19 protein-coding genes are annotated in these 22,104 nt (G+C 70.0%); 8 read left to right on the top strand and 11 right to left on the bottom strand.

Features of this window, described 5'->3' with window-relative positions:
- Together ACZJYS_RS07010 and ACZJYS_RS07015 are read right to left on the bottom strand one after the other, a co-directional pair.
- Nucleotides 1–201, bottom strand: a 201-nt coding sequence (locus ACZJYS_RS07010) for a DUF1688 family protein (RefSeq protein ID WP_493176750.1), incomplete at its 3' end; no start/stop codon positions are given.
- On the bottom strand, nucleotides 198–1,469 hold the full coding sequence (locus ACZJYS_RS07015; protein WP_493176752.1) for a GTP cyclohydrolase II: 1,272 nt from the start codon (nucleotides 1,467–1,469) through the stop codon (nucleotides 198–200). The genes ACZJYS_RS07010 and ACZJYS_RS07015, both read right to left, overlap by 4 nt.
- Before the next feature lie 163 nt (nucleotides 1,470–1,632).
- Here ACZJYS_RS07015 and ACZJYS_RS07020 point away from each other — a divergent pair, with 163 nt between their 5' ends.
- From ACZJYS_RS07020 to ACZJYS_RS07030, 3 genes are all read left to right on the top strand, one after another.
- Nucleotides 1,633–2,283, top strand: a complete 651-nt coding sequence (locus tag ACZJYS_RS07020) for a TetR/AcrR family transcriptional regulator (protein ID WP_493176754.1) — start codon at nucleotides 1,633–1,635, stop codon at nucleotides 2,281–2,283.
- Nucleotides 2,284–2,362: 79 nt separating this feature from the next.
- On the top strand, nucleotides 2,363–3,130 hold the full coding sequence (locus ACZJYS_RS07025) for an SDR family oxidoreductase (protein ID WP_493176756.1): 768 nt from the start codon (nucleotides 2,363–2,365) through the stop codon (nucleotides 3,128–3,130).
- 122 nt (nucleotides 3,131–3,252) lie between these two features.
- A complete protein-coding gene (locus tag ACZJYS_RS07030; protein ID WP_493176758.1) occupies nucleotides 3,253–4,218 on the top strand; it encodes a 2-hydroxyacid dehydrogenase in 966 nt (321 codons plus the stop codon).
- A gap of 10 nt (nucleotides 4,219–4,228) precedes the next feature.
- Here ACZJYS_RS07030 and ACZJYS_RS07035 read toward each other — a convergent pair whose 3' ends face one another.
- The 4 genes from ACZJYS_RS07035 to ACZJYS_RS07050 form a co-directional block, all read right to left on the bottom strand.
- Entirely contained in the window at nucleotides 4,229–6,379 is a 2,151-nt protein-coding gene (locus ACZJYS_RS07035; RefSeq protein WP_493176760.1) for a putative bifunctional diguanylate cyclase/phosphodiesterase, read from the bottom strand.
- 98 nt (nucleotides 6,380–6,477) lie between these two features.
- Nucleotides 6,478–7,167 (bottom strand): ATP-binding cassette domain-containing protein, encoded by a 690-nt coding sequence (locus ACZJYS_RS07040; RefSeq protein WP_493176762.1) that lies wholly within the window; start codon nucleotides 7,165–7,167, stop codon nucleotides 6,478–6,480.
- Nucleotides 7,167–8,345, bottom strand: coding sequence for an ABC transporter permease DevC (devC, locus tag ACZJYS_RS07045; RefSeq protein ID WP_379636548.1), 1,179 nt, complete (start codon nucleotides 8,343–8,345; stop codon nucleotides 7,167–7,169). Before devC ends, ACZJYS_RS07040 begins: the two co-directional genes overlap by 1 nt.
- Nucleotides 8,342–9,340 carry a hypothetical protein gene (locus ACZJYS_RS07050; protein ID WP_493176764.1) on the bottom strand — a complete coding sequence of 333 codons (999 nt, stop codon included), beginning with the start codon at nucleotides 9,338–9,340 and terminating at the stop codon, nucleotides 8,342–8,344. Before ACZJYS_RS07050 ends, devC begins: the two co-directional genes overlap by 4 nt.
- Before the next feature lie 286 nt (nucleotides 9,341–9,626).
- On the opposite strand from ACZJYS_RS07050, the gene repA reads away from it, so the two are divergent.
- The 4 genes from repA (at nucleotide 9,627) to ACZJYS_RS07070 (ending at nucleotide 15,161) form a co-directional block, all read left to right on the top strand.
- Nucleotides 9,627–10,796 (top strand): plasmid partitioning protein RepA, encoded by a 1,170-nt coding sequence (gene repA, locus ACZJYS_RS07055; RefSeq protein WP_245906495.1) that lies wholly within the window; start codon nucleotides 9,627–9,629, stop codon nucleotides 10,794–10,796.
- A complete protein-coding gene (gene repB / locus ACZJYS_RS07060; RefSeq protein WP_379636554.1) occupies nucleotides 10,793–11,782 on the top strand; it encodes a plasmid partitioning protein RepB in 990 nt (329 codons plus the stop codon). The genes repA and repB overlap by 4 nt, the downstream gene beginning before the upstream one ends.
- A 365-nt stretch (nucleotides 11,783–12,147) precedes the next feature.
- The gene (locus tag ACZJYS_RS07065) at nucleotides 12,148–13,080 is read left to right on the top strand and encodes a replication protein RepA (RefSeq protein ID WP_367604220.1); all 933 of its coding nucleotides are present in this window, start codon (nucleotides 12,148–12,150) and stop codon (nucleotides 13,078–13,080) included.
- 128 nt (nucleotides 13,081–13,208) lie between these two features.
- Nucleotides 13,209–15,161, top strand: a complete 1,953-nt coding sequence (locus tag ACZJYS_RS07070) for an AI-2E family transporter (RefSeq protein ID WP_493176766.1) — start codon at nucleotides 13,209–13,211, stop codon at nucleotides 15,159–15,161.
- A 21-nt stretch (nucleotides 15,162–15,182) separates the two neighbouring features.
- Here the strand turns inward: ACZJYS_RS07070 and ACZJYS_RS07075 are convergent, their stop codons facing one another.
- The 5 genes from ACZJYS_RS07075 to ACZJYS_RS07095 all read right to left on the bottom strand — a co-directional run bounded on the left by ACZJYS_RS07075 (nucleotide 15,183) and on the right by ACZJYS_RS07095 (nucleotide 20,650).
- Nucleotides 15,183–16,184, bottom strand: coding sequence for a KpsF/GutQ family sugar-phosphate isomerase (locus tag ACZJYS_RS07075; RefSeq protein ID WP_109518059.1), 1,002 nt, complete (start codon nucleotides 16,182–16,184; stop codon nucleotides 15,183–15,185).
- Between the two features lie 17 nt (nucleotides 16,185–16,201).
- Nucleotides 16,202–16,942 carry a 3-deoxy-manno-octulosonate cytidylyltransferase gene (locus ACZJYS_RS07080; RefSeq protein WP_493176769.1) on the bottom strand — a complete coding sequence of 247 codons (741 nt, stop codon included), beginning with the start codon at nucleotides 16,940–16,942 and terminating at the stop codon, nucleotides 16,202–16,204.
- Nucleotides 16,939–17,787: a 3-deoxy-8-phosphooctulonate synthase gene (gene kdsA, locus ACZJYS_RS07085; protein WP_109518057.1), complete on the bottom strand. Its 849-nt coding sequence runs from the start codon at nucleotides 17,785–17,787 to the stop codon at nucleotides 16,939–16,941. Before kdsA ends, ACZJYS_RS07080 begins: the two co-directional genes overlap by 4 nt.
- A gap of 348 nt (nucleotides 17,788–18,135) precedes the next feature.
- Entirely contained in the window at nucleotides 18,136–19,146 is a 1,011-nt protein-coding gene (locus ACZJYS_RS07090; RefSeq protein WP_493176772.1) for an NAD-dependent epimerase/dehydratase family protein, read from the bottom strand.
- 364 nt (nucleotides 19,147–19,510) lie between these two features.
- Entirely contained in the window at nucleotides 19,511–20,650 is a 1,140-nt protein-coding gene (locus tag ACZJYS_RS07095) for a glycoside hydrolase family 5 protein (protein ID WP_109518055.1), read from the bottom strand.
- Nucleotides 20,651–20,874: 224 nt separating this feature from the next.
- Between ACZJYS_RS07095 and ACZJYS_RS07100 the strand changes: the two genes are divergently transcribed.
- Nucleotides 20,875–22,089, top strand: coding sequence for a family 16 glycosylhydrolase (locus ACZJYS_RS07100; RefSeq protein ID WP_181378203.1), 1,215 nt, complete (start codon nucleotides 20,875–20,877; stop codon nucleotides 22,087–22,089).
- Nucleotides 22,090–22,104 lie beyond the last annotated feature (15 nt).

The following is a 22,104-nucleotide window of genomic DNA, read 5'->3' on the forward strand; positions in this document are numbered from 1 at the left end:
CCGCCAGCGCGCGTGGTAGGGGATGCGCAGGTCCGGGTAGTTCTGCCGGATGGTCTCCGTCACGTAGTCGGCCGCCGCCGGCAGGCGCGTGGGGTGGAAGGTGAAGTGCGGCAGCGCGTCGCGCTCGGCCAGGGCGAGGAGTGCGTGGCAGCGGGCGCGGATCGTCTCCGGCCGGCGCAGCAGGGCCAGCGCACCGCTCACAGCGCGCGGCCCTTGGGCACGGCCAGTTCCGCCGCGTCCGGCACGGCGGGGGAGAAATAGCCGGCCGCCTTCTTGGCATCCATCTCCACCCGCGCATCGGCCGGGATCAGTTCGTCGGGGATCGGGATGCGCTCCACCACATCGATGCCGCTGGCGGTGATCGGCGCGAACTTCATGTTGCTCATCGACACCAGCCGGTCGATGCGGGCGATGCCGAGCCAGTGCAGCACATCCGGCATCAGCTCCTGGAAGCGCATGTCCTGCACGCCGGCCACGCATTCGGTGCGCTGGAAGTACTGCTCCGCCCGGTCGCCGCCCTCCTGCCGCTTGCGCGCGTTGTAGACAAGGAACTTCGTCACCTCGCCCAGCGCCCGCCCCTCCTTGCGGTTGTAGACGATGACGCCGACGCCGCCCTCCTGCGCCATGCCGATGCAGGCCTCGATGCCATGCGCCAGATAGGGCCGGCAGGTGCAGATGTCGGAGCCGAACACGTCGGAGCCGTTGCACTCGTCATGGATGCGGCAGGCGATGCGCGTCTCCGCCTGGCCGAGCTTCGCCGTGTCGCCGAAGAGATAGACCGACATGCTGCCGATGGGGGGCAGGAACACCCGCAGGTCGGGCCGCGTCACCAGCTCGGGGAACATGCCGCCGGTCTGCTCGAACAGGTTGCGTCGCAGCGCGGTCTCATCGATGCCGAAGCGGGCGGCGATGCCGGGCAGCCACCACACCGGCTCGATGGCGATCTTGGTGACGCGCACATCACCATTGCCCAGCAGCACCGCGCCATCCGGCGCCAGTCGCCCGGCCCGCACCGCATCGGCCAGCTCCGGCATGTTGATGTGCGCGCGGGTGACGGCGATGCTGGGGCGGATGTCCAGCCCCGCCGCGAGCTGCTCCGCGTAGAGTTCCGGCACCATATGCCCGAAGGGGTCGAGCGAGACGATCTTCGCGGGGTCCCCCCAGGCCGGGAAGGGGCCGATCGGCTGGGCCGGGCGGGTGTCGCGGAAATCCGGCCGGTGGTCGGCGCGGAGCTGCCCCGAGGCCACCGCCAGCGCCCGGTACAGCGCATAGGAGCCCGCATGGGTGCCGATGGCGTTGCGCGCCGCGGGGTCCTGCGTGGTGGCGATGACGGGGCCACGCCGCGCCGGCTCGGCCGCACCCCAGTGGAGAGGAGGAGACTTGGCGCCGCCGCGCTGCGGATGGGAGGTCAGGATGATCGGGCGCGGGGCGGTGCCCTTGCCGTCGCGCAGTCGGTTCAGGCCGGTCATCGTCGCGCTACGCCTCGCTCTGTGCGGCACCGGCGGGCCGCGCCCGGCGGGGCGGCTTGGTGCGTCGGCGATATGACGCTAGAAGAAAGCTGACCAAATGGTCAATAATTTCCCAAGGCCCCCGATTGGCCCATTTGCAAGGCAGCAGGCCGGAATTCTGATCATGACGCAGGCAGGGAATGCACAGGCGGGGCCACGTGCCCGCCAGCGCCAGGCGCGCATCGCGCAGATCCTGGCCGGGGCCGAGCGCGTCTTCGCCGAGGCGGGCTTCGAGGGGGCCAGCATGTCGGAGCTCGCCGCCGCCGCCGGCCTGCCCAAGGCCAACCTGCACTACTACTTCGGCACCAAGGAGGCGCTCTACACCACCCTGCTCGACAGCATTCTCGCCCTCTGGCTCTCGGCCACAGACAGCATCCGCCCCGAGGTGGAACCGGCCGAGGCGCTCACCGCCTATATCCGCGCCAAGATGCGCTGGTCGCGCGAGCGGCCGCAGGCTTCCCGCGTCTTCGCCAACGAGGTGCTGCACGGCGCGCCCTATCTGCGCAGCCACCTAGCCGGGCCGCTGCGCGCGCTGGTGCAGGAAAAGTCGGCGGTGCTGGAGGGCTGGATCGCGGCGGGCCGCATGGCGCCGGTGGACCCGCCCCACCTGTTCTTCAGCATCTGGGCGATGACCCAGACCTATGCCGATTTTGGCGCCCAGATCGGCGCCGTGCTGGACCTGCCGGAGCCGGACGCCGACTGCTTCGCCCGCGGCACCGACACCATCCTGCAGCTGGTGTTGCGCGGCTGCGGACTGGAGCCGCCTGGACGCTGAGGGCGGCGCCCTGGCCTTGCCCTGCCGCGCTCCACCCGCCACCCTGGCCGCGAAACGAAATCCCCGGGGAGGGACCCAGATGACGGCAGGACTTTTCGACCTGACGGGGCGCCGCGCGCTGCTGACCGGCTCCAGCCAGGGCATCGGGCTGGCGCTGGCGCGCGGCCTGGCCGAGGCCGGCGCGCAGGTGGTGCTGAATGGCCGCGACCCGGCGAAGCTGGAGGCCGCCCGCGCGGGCCTCGCCGCCTCGGGGCTCGCCGCCGAGGTCGCGGCCTTCGACGTGACCGAGGCGGCGGCGGCCGAGGCGGCGCTGGCGGAGATCGAGGCGCGGCTCGGCCCGGTGGACATCCTGGTGAACAATGCCGGCATCACCCGCCGCATGCCGGCGCTCGACGTGCCGCCGGCGGTCTGGCACGAGATCCTGCGCACCAACCTCGACGGGGTGTTCTTCGTGGCCCAGGCCGCCGCGCGGCGCATGACGGCGCGCGGGCGCGGCAAGATCATCAACATCGCCTCGGTGCAGAGCGACCTGGCGCGGCCCGGCACCGCCCCCTACGCCACCAGCAAGGGCGGTGTGCGGATGCTGACCCGCGCCCTCTGCGCCGAGTGGGCGGCCCGCGGCGTGCAGGTGAACGCCATCGCCCCCGGCTACTTCGCCACGGAGCTGACGCGGCCGCTGGTGGAGGATGCAGAGTTTACCGCCTGGCTCAGCCGCCGCACGCCGGCCGGCCGCTGGGGCCGGGTGGAGGAGCTGGTGGGCGCCTGCGTCTTCCTGGCGGCGCCGGCCTCGGACTTCGTCAACGGGCAGATGCTCTACGTGGATGGCGGCATGACGGCGGTGGTCTGAAGAGCGGCGGGCCGCCAGGGCCGGAAGGCCGCTGCATCCCGGCTTGCCGCCGGGATGATTTCTCCGCACGCTCCGGCGGATACGGCTTCCTGCCATCTTCGTCCTCGCTCCCGGATCACCCGATGCCCCGCAAGATCATAGTGCTCGACCCGATCACGGCCGAAACCGCGCGGCGGATGCGTGCGCTGCTGCCGGCCGGCCTGGAACTCGACTACGCGCGCAGCCGCGACCCGGCCCATCTGCGGGAGATCGTGTCCGATGCCGAGTTCCTGGTCTCCGGCCAGATCGCGGTGGACGCCGCGCTGCTGGCCGCGGCGGGCCGGGCCAGGCTGCTGCACAAATGGGGCGTGGGCGTCGACAATTTCGATCTGGCGGCGGCCAGGGCGCGCGGCATCACCGTGGCCCGCACCACCGGCAGCAATGCCGTGCCGGTGGCCGAGTTCACCCTGGGCCTGATGATCGCCCTGCTGCGCAACCTGGCCTTCGGCCATGCCACGCTGCGCGCCGGCGCGTGGCGCACCACCACCCTGCCCAAGCCCAGCTTCATGCTCACCGGCAAGACGGTGGGGATCATCGGCTATGGCGCGATCGGGCAGAATGTCGCGCGCCTGCTGAAGCCTTTCGGCTGCCGCATCCTCTACAACAAGACCCGCCGCCTGGACCCCGCGGAGGAGGCCGCGCAGGATGTGCGCTTCGCCAGCGTTCCGGAGGTGCTGGCCGAGAGCGACGTCGTCTCGCTGCACTGCCCGATGACGCCGGAGACCGCCGGGATGATCGACCGGGCCGCGCTGCGGTCCATGAAGCGCAGCGCCGTGCTCATCAACGTCGCCCGTGGCGGGGTGGTGGTGGAGGCCGACCTCGTCGCCGCGCTCGAGGCCGGCGAGATCCTGGGCGCCGCGACCGATGTCTACGAGACGGAGCCGACGCCGGCGGAGAACCCACTCCTGCGGTTCGACAACGTCGTGGCGACGCCGCACATCGCGGCCCTCGCCGCCGACAATTTCGAGAAGGGCATTCGCCAGATCTTTGGCAACATCGAGCGCGTCCTGCGCGGCGAGGCCGTGGCGGCGGCGGACTTCGTCTGCTGAAGCCGCCCTCTCATTCCGCCGCCAGCAGCGCCCGCACGGCGTCGGCGGGCATGGCCATGCCGTAATGGTGGCCCTGGCCTACGTCGCAGCCCAGCCTCTGCAGCAGCCGGTGCTGCGCGCCGCTCTCAACCCCTTCCGCCACCACCTCCAGGCCCAGCCCATGCGCCAGCTGGATCAGCATCTCGACGATCAGCCGGCTGCCGCCCTCCTGCTCGACATCGTCGATGAAGGATTTGTCGATCTTCAGGGAGTGGATCGGGAAGTCGCGCAGATGCACCAGCGAGGCATAGCCGGTGCCGAAATCATCCAGCGCGATCCGCAGGCCGGCATCGTGCAGGCGTTGCAGGATGTGAGTCACGGCGGGCCTCTGCGGGCCGAGGAACACGGTCTCGGTCACCTCGATCTCCAGCGCCTCGGGCGGCAGGTCGCAGGTGCGCAGCCGTTCCAGCACGCGCTCCACCAGCCCGTCCGACAGCACGTCGGCCTCGGTGACGTTCAGCCCGATCCGCGTGGGCGGAAGGCCGTCCAGCCGCCAGTTCGCCAGGTCGCGGGTGATGGCCACCAGCATCCGCATGCCGATCAGCTCGGCCGTTCCCGGCTCCTGCAAGGCCGGCCAGAACTGCGCCGGGCCGCTGACCGTGCCATCCGGCTCCAGGACCCGCATCAGCGCCTCGAAGCCCATCAGCCGGCCGCTCGTGAGGCACAGCTTCGGCTGGTAGAACGGGCGTAGCCGGTCCTCCGCCAGGGCGCGCTGCACATGGTCGATGGCCGCGCGCCGCTGCTGGAACTGCGTGGCGATGGATGGCGAGAACAGGGTGATGCGCGCCTTGCCCTGCCGGCGCCCATCGGAGAGCGCCATGTCCGCCTGCCGCAGCAGCCCGATCGGGCTTGCGGCATCGTGCGGCCAGCGGGCCACGCCGATGCTGACGGAAAGCGGCCGCCAGCTCTTCTCGCCCGGCAGGCGGGTCTGCAGGGCGGCGACCATGCGCTGCGCCATCTCGCGGATTTCCGGCAGGGTGCCGGGGTTGGGCAGCAGCAGGGCGAACTCATCGCTGCCCGTGCGCGCCGCGAAGCCTGGCTCCGCGACCAGGCGGCGCAGCCGCTGCGCGACGCCGCTCAGCACCTGGTCACCTTCCTGATGACCGTGGCGGTCGTTCAGATCCTGGAAGCCATCCAGGTCGAGCACGTACAGCGCCGCCTCATGGCCCTCCGGCATCGCGCGGAGGGCCTCGAGCCGCTCGAACAGCGCGGTGCGGTTGCCCAGGCCTGTCAGGCTGTCGGTGTGCGCCAGCTTCCGGAGGCGGCCCATCATCCGCCAGCCTTCCGTCACGTCCTGCACGATGCCGAGGACCCGCACCGGCACGCCCTGCTCCGTCTCGATTTCCGCCAATGCGCGCACACGCCGATGGCGGCCGCGGGCCGTGACGAAGTCCGCCTCGAAATCGAGCGGCCCTTCACCCTTGATGGTGGTGTCCATCATCTCCTGGATCCGGGCACGCTCATGCTCCGGATAGAACTTCAAGGCGCCCGCCAGGGAGATGGGCGTGCCGACCGGCAGGTCATGCAGCCGGTAGATGATCTCGGACCAGTAAACCTTCTGGCTTTGCAGGTCGATCTCCCAGGCGCCGAGCTGCGCCATCCGCGCTGCCTGCTGGAGCAGGCGGTTGTGCCGCTGCAATTGCAGGCCATTCTGGCGCAGCTCCATCAGCACGTCGCGCAGCCGCACCTCCTGCATCCGGTCGTGCAGCAGGGCCTGCGCGACCAGCGCGAAGCGCCGCATCGTCTCATGCTCCCCCGCTCCGGCCCGGCGCGGGCTGCCGTCCATCGCGCAGAGCACCCCGAGCGCCACGCCGTTCACGGTCAGTGGAATGCCGATATAGAAGCGTGTTCCTCCCGGCTGCACGGCCACCGGGTGATCATGGAACTGCGGATGGGACCAGGCGTCCTCGACAGCGAGCAGATCATGGCCGCGCAGCGTGGCGTCGCAGAGGGCGTTCAGCCGCGGCATCTCCCCGACACCCAGGCCCACCGAGGCACGCGCTACAGGGCGGTCCGGCCCGGCGAGGGACAGCATGGCCATGGGGCAGCGCATCGCCTCGGCGAACACGCGGATCAGGGCGTCGAACTCGGGTCCGGCGGCCTCCTCTCCGAGGCAGGGCATGCGCCGGGGATTCTCATCAGCGGCGTTCGGCGAGGCCATGGCTTCTCCCAGGACAGAGGCCGCCTGCGGCCCGGAGACACGCAGCCGCGTCGCCACTCTCACCCCGCCGGCAGGGCGGGCACGACCCGCCCATCTTCCATGGTCACGATCCTGTCCGCCATATCCAGAATGCGCGGATCATGGGTCACCATCAGGATGGGCACCTGACGCTGCCGCGCCATGCGCCGCAGCAGGGCGGCCACCTCCTGGCCGCTGGCCTTGTCCAGCGCCGCCGTGGGCTCATCGGCCAGGATCAGCCCCGGATCGCCCACCAGCGCCCGCGCGATGGCGACACGCTGCCGCTGGCCGCCCGAAAGCTGGGAAGGAGGCTTGTGCCGGTGATTCTCCAGCCCCACGGAGGCCAGCATCGCATCGGCCCGGGAGAGGCGCTCGCGCTCGGTCAGGCCGGCCTGCAACTCCAGCGCCATGGCGACATTCTGCCGGGCGTTGAGGAAGCCAAGCAGGTTGTGGTTCTGGAAGATGAACCCGATGCGCCGGCGCAGGGCGCGGCGCTGTCCCTCCCCCGCCCCGGCCAGCTCTGTCTCCAGGACCCTTGCGCGGCCGGCCTGCATGGCCCGCAGCGCGCCGATCAGGGTGAGCAGCGTCGTCTTGCCGGAACCGGAAGGGCCGGTCAGCAGCACGATCTCTCCCGGCATCACCCGCAACGCGACGTCACGCAGCACGGCCCGCCGCAGATCGCCTTCGCCGAAGGCGTAGGAGACCTCCTCCAGCACCACGGGGTCGGCCATCAGAACATGTCCGCGGGCTGCGCATCCCGCAGCTTGCGCATGGCCAGCAGGCCGGCGGCGGCGCACATGCCGAAGATCAGGCCGAACACCAGCCCGGCCCGCGACCAGCTCATGCCCAGCGGCAGGAAGGTGGCGCTGCCGACCACGTCGTAGAGCACGGCCGAGACGACGGCCCCCGGCACAAAGCCCAGCACGGCGAGCAGCAGCGCGGCGCTGAGCACCACCCGCGCCAGATAGCCATTGCTGTAGCCGATCGCCTTCAGCGTGGCGTATTCGCGGAGATGGCCGGCAATGTCGCTGAACAGGATCTGGTAGACGATGACCATGCCGACGATCAGCCCCATCAGGCTGCCGAAGGTGAAGATGAAGCCGATCGGCGTCGCTTCCTCCCAGTAGCGGCGCTCCCAGGCCACCAGCTCGGGCTGCGTCAGCACCACGACATCCTCGGGCAGAAGGGCCTTCAACCGCGCCTGCGTCGCCACGGGATCGGCGCCCGGCTGCAGGCGCAGCGCCACGAGATCGACATTGGCGACCGAGCGGTTCGGCAGGAGGCGCCGGAAATTCGTCTCGCTCAGCACCAGGTTGCCATCCGCGCCGAAGGAGGGGCCGATATCGACCAGCCCCATCACGTTCATCTGCCGCCCGCCGATCTGCACCGGCAGCGGCGTGCCCGGTTGCGCCGCGAGCAGCCGCCCCACATCGCCGAATTCCGGCCGGGAGCGGCGGTCGAACGCCACGGCGTCGGGCTGTTTCAGCCGGTCGGCCAGGGCGGCGAGGCCGTTGAAGCCCATCGCATCGCTCTCGATGTCGAAGGCCACGAGCTGGATGGCCCGCCGCGTGCCGCTCTCCGGGTTCCGCCAGGTCACCTGCGCCATGTAGACCGGCACGGATTGCCGCACTTCAGCCAGGGCCAGCGCCTGCTGCGCCCGGATGCGTGGCAGCGGCTCCGGCCGGAAGCTCGCGGTGGTGAGCGGGTTCATCAGGAAAAGCTCGGCCCGCATGGCGGAGAGCAGGGCGGTGGCTGAGTCGAACAGCGCGGCGCGGAAGCCGATCTGCATGAACACCAGCACGCAGGCGAACATCACGCCGGCCATGGCCGCCAGCAGGCGTGCCCGCTCGGCGCGGAGCTGGCGCCAGGAGAGGCGCAACGGCAGGTAGAGCGACTGCAGGAGGCTCATGGCCGGATTGCCACCTGGACCTGCATGTTGGACCGCCGCCTCAGAAGTGCTGCGCCGGCCTCGTCCAGCCTCAGGCGCACCGAGACGGTGCGGGCGTCGACCGCGGCGACGGGATCGGTTCCAGCCTGGACGGTGCGGCGCACCTGCCAGCCGATCTCCGTCAGTAGGGCGGAGAGCCGCTGCGCCTCTCCGGGCACGATGATCTCGGCCGGCTGCCCGAGCCGCAGGCGCGGCAGATCGGTCTCATAGACATCCGCCACCACCTCCATCTGGCGGAGATCGGCCAGCTCCAGCAGCCCGTCCTCGCCGATGCGGTCGCCCGGCCGGGCCTGGATGCTGAGCACCGTCCCGGCGATCGGCGCGTAGAGGCGGCTCAGTGCCAGGTCTGCCTGAGCCACCCGCAGCCGGGCCTGCGCCGCCCAGATCTGGGCCTCGGCCACGGCGAGGTCTTCCGGCCTGGCGCTGCGCAGGCGCGCGAGCACGGCTTCCGCCTCGGCCGCCTCGGCGCTGGCCCGGGCTGCCGCGAAACGGCGGCGCTCCGCCTCGGCCTGCCCGCCCGCGCCGCTGGGCACCAGCTGCTCGGCGCGGAGGGCGTCCCGACGGGCGCTGGCTTCCACCGCCCGCAGGGCTTCGAGCCGGGCGCGCTGGGCATCGATTTCCTCGGGGCGGCCCGCCGCCTGGACCAGCGCCATCTGCCGCTCCGCCTCGGCCAGGGCGGCCTCGGCTTGGCGGAACTGGGCGGTCTTCTGCTCGGCATCGGCCAGCTCAGCCAGAAGCTGGCCTTCTTCCACGGTGTCGCCCTCCACCACCAGGAGGCGGGCGAGCCGCGTGACGCTCATGCCGCCCGGCACCCCCAGGCGGCGGATGCGCGAGGCCGGCTCGACACGGCCCAGCGCTCCCACGCCCACAGGCGCTGGCGTGGTGGCCGGGGCGGGCGGCGGGTCTGCCGGCCACACCACCAGCGCCGCCAGCACCGCCGCCAGGCTGGCAGCCACGGGAACAATCCAGAAGCGTCGCTTCATACGGTGCGTCTCGACTTGGCCGATAGATAATCTGCCGTGATCCGTGCGCCAGCCCGGCGGGCCTCAGGCAAGCCCGCCGGGCCGCCCCGGTCATTGACAGCTGTCAATGACGCGCGTTGACAGCTGTCAATGAGGAAGGTGGGAAAGGCTTTGCGGCGGATCGACATTCCGATGATATACTAACGCTGAAATGCCTCTTTGCCGGAGAAAAGCGTCGGTCATGCATTCCCCTGAGGACAACGCCCCGGCGCCGGCGGCCATGGACACATTGATCAGCCAGGATGCCCAGGCTCTCAGTGCACAGCTGGCCCTGCTGCGCAACCGCATCTTCCCGCCCGTGGCCCAGAAATCGCTCCGGCGCTTCAGCAGCGGCGAAGCCGCGGCCCTCCTGCAGATCAGCGATTCCTATCTGCGGCAGCTGGCCCTCGCGGGGGAAGGCCCGGCCCCGGCCAAGAGCAGCGGCGGCCGGCGCGCCTACACGCTGGAACAGATCAACGAGCTGCGCGGGCTGCTGCGCGGCAAGGGGCGGCCGGCCCTGCCGCGCCGCCGGCCAGGAGACCATCTGCAGGTCCTGGCGGTGGCCAATTTCAAGGGCGGTTCGGGCAAGACCACCACCAGCGTCCATCTGGCCCAGTACCTGGCCTTCCAGGGGTACCGCGTGCTGGCGCTGGACCTCGACCCGCAGGCCAGCCTCTCCGCCCTGTTCGGCTACCAGCCCGAACTGGATATCGGCGAGAACGAGACGATCTACGCGGCGCTGCGCTACGACCGGCAGCAGCGCCCGCTGCGCGAGGTGATCCGGCCCACCTATATCGACGGGCTGCACATCGTCCCTGCCAACCTCGAACTGCATGAGTTCGAGCACGACACGCCCCGGCTGCTCGCCCAGTCGGAACGCTCGCGGGAGACGCTGTTCTTCACCCGCCTGACCGAAGCGCTGGCGAGCGTGGAGGCGGATTACGACGTGGTGGTGATCGATTGCCCGCCGCAGCTCGGCTTCCTCACCCTCGCCGCCTTGTGCGCCGCCACGGGCGTGCTGATCACCGTGCATCCGCAGATGCTGGACATCGCCAGCATGTGCCAGTTCCTGCTGATGACGGCCGACCTGCTCGCGGTGGTGCGGCAGGCCGGCGGCAATCTCGACTATGACTTCCTGCGCTATCTCGTCACCCGGTACGAACCGCAGGACGGGCCGCAGACGCAGGTGGTGGGGTTCCTCCGCAGCCTGTTCGGCGCGCGGGTGCTGACCAATCCGATGGTCAAATCCACCGCCATCTCCGATGCCGGCCTCACCAAGCAGACCCTCTACGAGGTGGGCCCGCAGAATTTCAGCCGCGACACCTACAACCGGGCCGCCGAGGCCCTGGACGCGGTGAATGGCGAGATCCGGCAGCTGATGCTGCAGGCCTGGGGGAGGACCAGCCGATGAAACGCAAGAACACATTGCGCGACCTGCTGAGTGCCGGGCCGGAGGCGGAGGCGGCGGCGCAGCCCACCACCGCCCGGGTGCCCTCCGGCGCGGTGCGCGCCATGGGCCTCAGCCTCGGCCACCTGCGGGAGGAGGCGCAGGCGCTGCGGGCCAGCATCGAAGCGGGCGACACGGTGGTGGAGCTGGATCCCGCCCTGGTGGAGGGCTCCTTCGTGAACGACCGCCTCGCCGCCGACAGCGAGGGGGAGTTGCGCGCGCTGGTGCAGAGCATCGCGGAATCCGGGCAGCAGGTTCCGGTGCTGGTGCGCCCCCACCCGGACAAGACAGGGCATTACCAGATCGCCTATGGCCACCGCCGGCTGATCGCGGTGCGGCGGCTGGGGGTGCGGCTGAAGGCGGTGGTCCGCGCCCTGAGCGATGCCGAGCTGGTCGTCGCCCAGGGCAAGGAGAACATCGAGCGGCGCAACCTGACCTTCATCGAGCGCGCCCTGTTCGCCGCGCATCTGGAGGCGCATGGCTTCGACCGCCCCACCCTGCACGCCGCCCTGGCCGTGCAATCGGCCGAGATGACGCGCTACCTCCAGGTGGCGCGGAGCATCCCGCGGGCCGTCATCCTGGCGATCGGCCCGGCGCCCCGGACCGGCCGGCCCCGGTGGCTGGAGTTGCAGCGCCTCTTCGCGCAACCGCAGGCGGAGGACATGGCGGCGCAGGTGGTGGCAGGTCCGGGCTTCCGCGCCCTGAGCAGCGATGCCCGCTTCCAGCGCGTCTTCGAAAGCCTGCGCCATGGCGGGGCAGCGCCGGAGGCAGGCCGCTTCTGGCACAATCCCCGGGGAGAGCCGGTGGTGCGGATCGAGCAGAGCGCCCAGGGAATGCGCCTGACCATCAATGAACGGCTGGAGCCGGAGTTCGGCACCTATGTGGCGGAGCAGCTGGAAGCCCTCTACCAGGGCTTCCGGTCCAGCCGCGAAGGACGCAAGGCGCGCTGAAGGGGTGTGGACTTTGCCGACCGGTCCTCCGGTGCAGCCCTCGTCCATCGCTGCAGGGCTGTGGACTCTGCCGACCGGCGGTTGGCGGAACGCCGCGGGAAACAGGGATTTCCGGCGCCAGGAGCACCATCCGGAGTCGCAGCCCCCCTCCACAGGGCACAGCGTGGACTCTGCCGACCATACCGTGGACTCTGCCGACCGGAGGCCACCGCGATTCAAAGGTTTAGTCGGGTTATCCCGTGGACTCTGACGGCACAGAGCAAATAGAAGAATCAAATACTTCCAAATAGCTATGGTCGGCAGAGTCCACATCGACAGCGGCGCCCGATTGCGCCAGTTTGCCGGGCAATTCGCAGCGGATGGTCATGGGCAAGGTTCATCATCTCATCGAAGCCTATGGGCGGCAGGCCACCCGTGACCTGCTGGACGGCCGGCGTGCGCCCCGCATCGTGGAGGCAGCGGCGTCCTGGTCGTCGGATGAGGAGATGGGCACCGGCTACATCCATTCCGGATGGTGCCAGACGGCGCTGCCGCACCGCCGCCCGCAGGATGACAGCGCGATCTGGAAGCTCGAGACGGACAGCATGACTCTGCTGGTCGAGCCGGGCGTCAGGCTGAAGGCGGACGGCACGCCCTGCCATGTCGGCGTGCCTTTCGGCGCCATCGCCCGGCTGATCCTGATCTACCTGCAATCCGAGGCGCTGCGGACGGGGTCGCGGGACATCCAGCTCGGCCGGTCGCTGCGCGACTTCCTGGGCCGGCTCGGGGTGTCCGTGGGCGGCAAGACCACGAAGCTGGTGCGGGAGCAGGCCGACCGCATCAGCCGCTGCCGCCTGTCCTTCCACTTCACGCGCAACGGCGCGACCGTGCTGGTCAACCAGAACATCGTCGACATCGCCATGTTCGTCGACGACCCGACGAACAGCGCGGCGGGGCAGGGGGATCTCTTCGTCGAGACGGCCCGCCTGTCGGAGAGCTTCTTCCACCAGCTGCGCCAGCACGCGGTGCCGCTGGACGAGGCGGCGATCCGGCACATCCGCAATTCCTCGATGGCGCTCGATGTCTATTGCTGGCTCGCCTACCGCCTGCATGCCCTGCAGGGCGACAAGATGGTGAGCTGGGGTGCCCTGGCAACGCAGTTCGGCGCCGGCATCCGGCTGCGCAAGCACTTCAAGGCCGCCTTCACCGAGAACCTGCAACTGGCCCAGGCGGTCTATCGCGACGCCCGGGTGACGCTGACCCCGGACGGGCTGCTGCTGCAGCCCTCGCCGCCGCCCGTGCGCAAGCTGACGCGCTGAGACGTACCGGGTCGGCAAAGTCCACACCCGGCCCGGGAAATTTCGCCTCCGACTCAGCCGTTAGCGCCACCATGGCGTTTACCGCGCAGGAGCTCCCGCTCCATACCCGAGCCGGAGGCACTGAGCGCATGCCCGACATCCGAATTTCCGACGCGGCACCATCGGCCAAGGTCGCGCCCGCCGAGGCTCCCGACATACGAAGCCTGACAACCCTGGCCGGAGCCGTCGTGGTGGTGGCGGGCCTCTATCTCGGGCGGGACGTGCTGATCCCGGTCACGCTGGCCATCCTGCTCAGCCTCGTCCTGTCTCCGCTGGTGCGGCTGCTGCGGCGGGCCAGGCTGGGTCGGGTCGGCTCGGTGATCCTGGCGGTGCTGGTCGCGATCGGTGTCCTGGTGGCGGCCGGGATCGTCATCGGCGCCCAGCTGGCGGAGCTGGCGCAGAGCCTGCCGCTCTACCAGCACAGCCTGCAGCAGAAGATCGACACCCTCCGGCAGATGACGGTGGGGCGCCTGGGCGAGGTGCTGGAACGGATCGGCGGGGAGGCCACGCGCACGGCCCCCTCCGTCGTGCCGCCCGTCACCCCGCAGGGGGGCACGGAACCGCCGCCGGTGCGGGTCGAGGTGCTGGAACCTGCCCTCACGCCGGGCCAGATGGCGACCAACCTGCTCTCGCCCCTGGCCGGGCCGCTGGCGCAGACCGGCATCGTCCTGGTGGTCACGGTGTTCATCCTGGTGCAGCGGGAAGACCTGCGCGACCGGTTGATCCGCCTGTTCGGCTCCACCGACCTGCACCGCACCACCGTGGCGATGGATGACGCCGCATACCGGCTCAGCCGCTTTTTCCTGGCGCAGCTTTCCATCAACCTGGGCTTCGGCGCCGTCATCGCCGCCGGGCTGCTGCTGATCGGCGTGCCGAGCCCGCTGCTCTGGGGGCTGCTCGCGGCGCTGCTGCGCTTCGTTCCCTATGTGGGCGCGGTGCTGGGCGCGGTGCTGCCGATCGGGGTGGCCGCGGCGGTGGATCCTGGCTGGTCCATGGCGCTCTGGACCGCGGTGCTGTTCCTCGCCATCGAGCCGTTGATCGCCCATGTGGTGGAGCCGCTGGCCTATGGCCACAGCACGGGGATGTCCCCCGTCTCGGTCGTGGTGGCGGCGATCTTCTGGAGCTGGATCTGGGGCCCGATCGGGTTGATCATCGCGACCCCGCTAACGCTGTGCCTGGTGGTCCTGGGCCGGCATGTCGACCGGCTGGAATTCCTCGACGTGCTGCTGGGCGACCGCCCGGCCCTGACGCCGGTGGAGAATTTCTACCAGCGCGCCCTTGCCGGCGACCCGGACGAGGTGCAGGAGCAGGCGGAGCTGCTGCTGCGCGAGCGCTCGCTCTGCTCCTACTACGACGAGGTGGCGCTGAAGGGCCTGGCGCTCGCCGCCAGCGATGTGCGCCGCGGGCTGGTCACGCCCGGCCAGCTCGCCCGCATCCGCGAGGCGGTGCAGGACCTCGCGGAGGGGCTGGGCGAGCTGCCGGATGTCGACCCGCCGGCCGTGCCGCCCAGCGGCAATGGCGGGCGGATCCTGCGGCTCTCCTCGGCCGAGCAGCGCCTGCCCGCGCCTGTGCCGATGAAGCTGCCGGATGCGCGGGACATCCCGCCACCCTGGCGGGCCGAGGGAGCGGTGATGTGCGTGGCCGGCCGCGGGCCACTGGACGAGATTTCCGCCCTGCTGCTGGCGCAGATCCTGGGCAAGCATGGCCTCGGCGCCCGGGTGGTGCCGCATGCGGCGGTGTCGCGGCGCGACATTGCGCGGCTGGACACCCGGGGCGCGCTGATGGTCTGCGTCTGTGTCGTGCAGATGCCGGGCGCGCCGTCGCATCTGCGCTACCTGCTGCGCCGCCTGCGGCAGGTCTTGCCGCAGACGCCGATTGTCGCCGGCATCTGGACGGGGCAGGAAGCCGGGCTTGACGAAAGGCTGCAGGACAACCTCGAAGCCCGGCACATCGTCAGGACGCTGCGGGATGCGGTGCTCGCCTGTGCCCGCGCCGCCGTGGAGGAAGCCGATCAGGACGCACGGCGTCCGGCATCTCCCTGACGGCGCGGGCCGTGGCGGGTGTCAGACGACGCCGGCGCGCAGGAGGTCGTGGATGTGGACGATGCCGACCGGCACCCTGTCCTCGACCACGAAGGCGCTGGTGATGGCGCTGTTGCTGAGCTCGGCGAGCAGGGCGGATGCCAGCATGGCGGGGTGGATGGTGCGCGGCGACCGCGTCATGATGTCGTCCACCAGGCTGTCGACGAAGCCCTGGGTGAAGGCGCGGCGCAGATCGCCGTCGGTGACGACGCCGATGAGATGCCCTGCGCCATCGAGCACGCCGGTGACGCCGAAGCGCTTGGAGGTCATCTCGACGATGGCCTCCGAGAGCCTGACCCCGGAGCGGACCAGGGGCATGTTCTCTCCGCCATGCATCAGGTCGCGCGCCTTGCGCAGCTTGGCGCCCAGCTTGCCGCCCGGATGGAACTGGCGGAAATCCTGCGCGCTGAAGCGCCGCAGCGAGAGCAGGGCGACGGCGATGGCGTCGCCCATCGCCATCTGCATGGTGGTGGAGGTGGTGGGAGCCAGACCGTTGGGGCAGGCCTCCGGCATCGCCGGCAGGATCAGCGGCACGTCGGCGGCGCTGCCGAGGGCGCTGGCGGCGCGCGAGGTGATGGCGATCAGCGGCACCCCGAAGCGCTTGCAGTAGACGATGATGTCGGACAGCTCGGGCGCCTCGCCGGACCAGGAGAGGGCGAGGACGGCGTCCTCGTGCTGGATCATGCCGAGATCGCCATGGCTGGCCTCGGCGGGGTGGACGAAGTGCGAAGGCGTGCCGGTGGAAGCCAGCGTGGCCGCGATCTTACGCCCGACATGGCCGGACTTGCCCATGCCGGTGACGATGACGCGGCCGCTCTTCGCCTGCGCCTTCTGGATGGTGCCGATGGCCTGGGTGAAGCTGTCGCCCAGCGGCCCGTCGAAGGCGGCACGCAGCGCCGCGAGGCCGCTGGTCTCGACCTCCAGCGTCTCGCGCGCGGCCTGCAAGGGGGAGGTGGCCTCCAGCGCGCTTTCCAGCGGTGCCATGTCGTCTCTCCTGCTGTTCAGGCCGTGGCCGGCCGCGCCAGGAGCGCGCGCGCGCGCTCGAGGTCATGGGGCGTGTCGACGCCGAGCGGCACCTCGGCCACCTGCATGGCGTCGATGCGCATGCCGTCCTCCAGCGCGCGCAGCTGCTCGAGCTTCTCGCGCAGCTCCAGCGTGGAGGGGGCGAGGGTGACGAAGCGCTCGAGCGCGGCGCGGCGCCAGGCATAGAGGCCGATGTGGTGGTAGAGCGGCCCCTCGCCCCAGGGCGCCGTAGCGCGGGTGAAGTAGAGGGCGCGGAAGCGCCCGCCGCCCAGCGGGCTGCCGACCATCTTGACGACGCTGGAGGCGGTGCGCTCCTCCTCCAGCACGATCGGGGCGACGGCGGTGCCGATGGCCACCTCCCTGTCGGCCAGCGGCGCGGCCGCGGCGCGCAGCGTGGCCGCGGCCACGGTGGGCAGGTCGCCCTGCAGGTTGATCACGGCGTCGAAGCGGCGGTCGGGGTCGATGCGGCCCAGCGCCTCGCAGACGCGGTCGGAGCCGGAAGGATGGCCGGCGGCGGTCATCACCGCCTGGCCGCCGGCGGCCCGCACCGCCTCGGCGATGGCCGGCGTGTCGGTGGCCACCCAGATGGGCGCGAGATCCGCCTCGACGGCGCGGTGCCAGACATGGACGATCATCGCCTCGCCATGGATGTCGGCCAGGGGCTTGTCCGGCAGGCGGGTGGCGGCGAGGCGGGCCGGGATCAGGATGACGGGGTTCATGCGGCCGTCTGCTCCGGCCGGGCCTTGGTCAGCCGGTCGATCGCCTGCAGCTCGCGCAGCAGCCCCTCGAACTGGCGCAGCGGCACCATGTTGGGGCCGTCGGAGGGCGCGCGATCGGGGTCCTGGTGGGTCTCGATGAAGAGGCCGGCGACACCGACGGCGACGGCGGCGCGCGCCAGGACGGGGACGAACTCGCGCTGCCCGCCGGAGGAGCCGCCGAGGCCGCCGGGCTGCTGCACCGAATGCGTGGCATCGAAGATGACGGGCGCGCCGGTGCGGGCCATGATCGGCAGGCCGCGGAAGTCGGAGACCAGGGTGTTGTAGCCGAAGCTGGTGCCGCGGTCGGTGAGCAGCACGTTCGGGTTGCCGGCGCCGGTCAGCTTCTCGACCACGTTCACCATGTCCCACGGCGCCAGGAACTGGCCCTTCTTGACGTTGACGGCGCGCCCCGTGGCGGCGGCGGCCAGCAGCAGGTCGGTCTGGCGGCACAGGAAGGCCGGGATCTGCAGGATGTCCACCGCCTCGGCGACGGGCGCGCACTGGGCCGCGTCATGCACGTCGGTCAGCACGGGCAGGCCCAGGCTCTCGCGGATCTCGGCGAAGATGGGGAGGGACCTCTCCATGCCCAGGCCACGCTGCGCACTGGCGCTGGTGCGGTTGGCCTTGTCGAAGCTGGTCTTGTAGACGAGGCCGATGCCGAGCCGGGTGGAGATCTCCTTCAGGGCGGAAGCCATTTCCAGTGCATGCGCCCGGCTCTCCAGCTGGCAGGGACCAGCGATCAGGGCAATCGGCAGCCTGTTGCCGAACCGCACGGAACCGGCTTCAACAATGCTGTTGGTATCCATCAGGAAATCCTCTCCGGGCGCGAAGCGCCTATCCATCCGCGCATTATAAAGCAGAATGCTGCTCACGCCGCGACCGGAGCCCGGCAACTGCATTGCTTCCATGCGGAGTTTGTGAATTTATTCCTATTTTTTGCTCGGCTCCGGCTCACTGGCGGGTTCCGATAGCCGATTCCATCCCGCGTCGATGCATCATGCGCGTTATGCGGCAGGGCTCCGGCCTCACGGAACAGGTCAGCCATGGCAGCAGGATCGTAGCATAAGAGGCACCCGTGCCGGCCCTGAGCCCGACACCCCAGGGTGCCGCTTATGGTCTCCGGGCCCGCACCAGCCCGGCCGGCAGGCTCCGGCTCAGTTCAGGCGATTATAGCTGCGGTACCAGCTGACGAACCGCGCCAGCCCTTCCTCGATCGGGGTGACCGGCGCGAAGCGGACCGCCGCCTGCAAGGCGGAAACATCGGCGTAAGTCCGTTCCACATCGCCAGGCTGCATCGGCAGCATCCGCCGCTCTGCCTTGCGACCGATGATGTTCTCCAGCACGTCGATGAAACGATCCAGCTTCACCGGCGTGTGGTTGCCGATGTTGAAGATGCGATGGGGCACGCCAGGATCGATCCGCCCCGGCTCGCCGGCCGTGGCGACACGGTCGGCGGGCGGCTGCACCACCAGGCGCCGGATCGCCTCCACCACCTCATCGATATAGGTGAAATCGCGTTCCATCCGGCCATGATTGTAGATGTCGATGGAGCGCCCGGCAAAGATCGCGTCGGTGAACTTGTAATAAGCCATGTCCGGCCTGCCCCAGGGTCCATAGACCGTGAAGAAGCGCAAGCCGGAGGCGGGAATGCGGAACAGGTGGCTGTAGGTTTGCGCCATCAGCTCGTTCGCGCGCTTGGTCGCGGCGTAGAGCGAGACCGGCCGATCCACCGGGTCGCTTTCGGAGAATGGCACCTTGCTGTTGCTGCCGTAGACCGAGGAGGAGGACGCGTAGACCAGGTGGCGCACCGGAAAAGCCCGGCAGGCTTCCAGGACCGACAGGAAGCCGTCGATGTTGGAGGATGTGTAGGCGGCAGGATTTTCAAGCGAGTAGCGCACGCCCGCCTGGGCCGCCAGATGCACCACGGCATCCGGTGCGAACCGCTCGAATGCCGCGCGGGTTGCCGCCGCGTCGGCGAGGTCGATGCGCTCGAAGGCGAAGCCCGGCCGGCCGGCCAGATCCTGCAGGCGCGCTTCCTTCAGCCGCGTATCGTAGTAGGGGGTCAGATTGTCGAGGCCCAGAACCTCGAACCCATCCTGCAGGAGCTGCACGCTCACTGCACGGCCGACGAAGCCCGCAGCGCCAGTGACGAGAATGCGCTTCATGTCCTCCCCTCAGGGTCGGCCGCTGGAACAATGGTGGAACCGGGTGCCATGTATGTCGTCCGTGCTGGGCTTGAAGCCCACGCCTAGCACGGCGATGGTCCTGCCCTCCACCGGGCCGCCGCAGGTGGCGATGGCGCGCCGGCCATCCGCCCGCTGCGGGATTCTTCGGCGGCCTACCCGATCCCCACCTTGATCACTGCGCCGCCGGCTTCTTCATCCCCTGCATCGGGGATCCCGCGCAGGCTTCAAGGCTCCTCCGGCGCATCCCCGCGAGGACGCCTCAGCAGAGCTGAACGGACGCTGAGCGCAAGCGTCCACGCTCATCATCCTGCGCAGGACTGGCAGGTTTCGGCTCCGCGCAATGTCAGGCCAGGCCGAGGGCACGCAGCACGGCGTGGTCGACCCGCAAACCGTGCCGGCCCCGGCGCACCACGCCGAACCCTCCACTGTAGTCCCACACCGTCCAGCCCTGCACGTGGCGGGACAGGGCGGCCTGGATGTCCGCGAGGTAGCGCAGGCGGTCGGCCGGGTTCACGCCCCCATCGCGGAAGACGCCGAACTCCGTGCATACCAGCGGCACGCCGTGCTGGCTGGCCCACTCGCCGGCTTCCGCGAGCAGGGCCTCGAGCGCGGCGCCGTCCCATCCCGCGCCATCCCGCGCCTCGGCCGCGATTGCCTGCCGGTCCGCCGCGGGCGCGGCCGCCCCGGCCGCCCTGACATCTGCGGCGCGCAGGGGATAGGGCACGCCCTTGATACGCGCATAGGGCTGCGCCCACGCCGCGCCCTGATGCGTGAACAGCATCGGCGTATAGCAGTGGAAGCTGTAGATCAGATTGCCGTCCTGCAGCGGATCGAGCTGGCGGAGGTCGCCCACCGTGGAGAAATTCCCGCCGGTGACAAGGATCGTGTGTCCGGGGGCTTCCGCGCGGATCGCCTGGACCAGCACGGCCTGCAGCCGGGGCCATCGCGGCCCGAGGGCTTCGCCCGGCTCGTTGAGCACCTCAAGGACAAGGCTTTCCGGGTCGAGCGGCGCCAGCGAGCGGGCGATGACCGCCCAGGTCTCGGCGAACCGTTCCGGCTCGCCGGGCACGGCCACGAGGCGCTCACGGAACAAGTCCGGCGGGTGCATGTCCAGGATGACCGCCAGCCCGCGCGCCTGCGCCGCCGCGATATCGCCCGCCAGCCGGTTCGCCAGGCGCCGCGCGACCTCCGGCCGGCGCGGTATTCCGGCGACGGCGGGAGACATGTCGATCGGCAGCCGCACATGGCGAAAACCGAGCGCCGCGATCTCAGCCAAGGTCTCGCGGCCTTCCGCCTCACCCTTCGGGGCTGCCAGCGGATCCCGCCAAAGGCTGAGATTCACCCCCCGCCCCAGCCGCCTGGCACGGCGCCACGGCACATTGCCGGTATCCGGCACGAAGGCCGCACGGGGCGCTCCCGGCTTGGGCAGGGATGCGCCGAGAGCCGCGCCCAGCAAGGCCCGGCGTTGGACGGAACGGTACATCGTCTTCCCCACCCCCTCACTCGGCCTGCGCAACGGGACATTACTAAACAATAACGTGTAAGTCAGGATTTATTTCTGGTGGGGAACAGAGTCCAAAGTGCAAGTAAATTCTGTTGCGCTCACGCAATCGAGATTCAGCTTGCGAGTGCTGGGTGTGACCTGTAAGCGTTCGTTGCTCCGGATTCGCAATCCGGAGTTGCAACGAACTGCTTACGGAGTATTTTGTGGCCACTGTCCCCAGCACCACGCCGAAACTGACCTTCCAAGAGGATTTCAGCAACCCGATTGACATTAGTCCCAACGGACGAGACTCGACAGGCCAAGGAACTTGGAAATCGCAGTGGTTCTGGGATTCGAGATACTCGGACGACAAAACGGATGGAGTCTATTTTTCTGACTCGTCCACCGGGTACAATCCATTCTCGCAATCGAACGGCGTTCTCAAGATTACTGCGAAGCCGATCGACCAGACCGGGGTGCCGAACGAGCCCGACTGGGTGACCCATGCATCCGGCATGCTGCACACGGACGAGATGTTCTCGCAGCAATACGGGTATTTCGAGTTCCGTGCGAAAAATGCCCCTGGCGACGGCTTTCTCAGCGCGCTGTGGATGATCCCCTCCGACCATTCCTGGCCGCCCGAGATCGACGTCTCCGAGGTCAGCGGGGGCGAGCCCAACACGGTCATCAACACCGTCCACACCCAGACGGGCAATGCCCGTTCCGACTGGACCGACGCCGCGACCTCCACCACGGCCGAGTTCCACACCTATGGCGTGGACTGGGGCCCGAACGAGATCGTCTACTATCTGGACGGCCAGGAAACCTTCCGGACGCCGACGCCCTCCGACGCCAACAAGCCCATGTACCTCACCCTGTCGCTGCATGTCGGCGCCGATGGCGCCTGGCACGGCAATGCCGATGACGGGGCGACGGCTTCCATGGAGATCGACTACGTGAAGGCGTGGGAGTGGGGCGGCGGTATTCCGGCCGGCGCGGTCGGCTCTGCCGAGCCGGACAGCGCCACGCCCGTCCCCCCGCCGGTCGCGCCGGTGGAGGAGCCCGCGCCGGCGCCGAGCGTGCCCGGGCGCGTCATCGACGGCAACGGCCGCAGCAACACCCTCACCGGTACCGACGGCGATGACCAGATCTATGCCGGTGCGGGCAACGACACCATCACCGGCGGCAAGGGCAACGACCAGATCTGGAACGGTCCGGGCCGCGACACCAACGTGTTCCACAAGGGTGACGGCAACGACATCATCCAGGACTTCGCCAACGGCACCGACAAGCTGAAGCTCGTCGGGCTGCAGCGCGGTGACGTGGACTGGGCGCAGGAGAGCCATGACGGCGTCTCCGGCACCCTGCTGCACGCCGGTGCCGATGAGATCTGGATGCCGAACGCGGCGGTCACCGCCGCGGATCTGATCTTCGCCTGAGCCGGCCCGGAGGCC

It is taken from the genome of Roseomonas sp. TS2, from assembly GCF_058833935.1.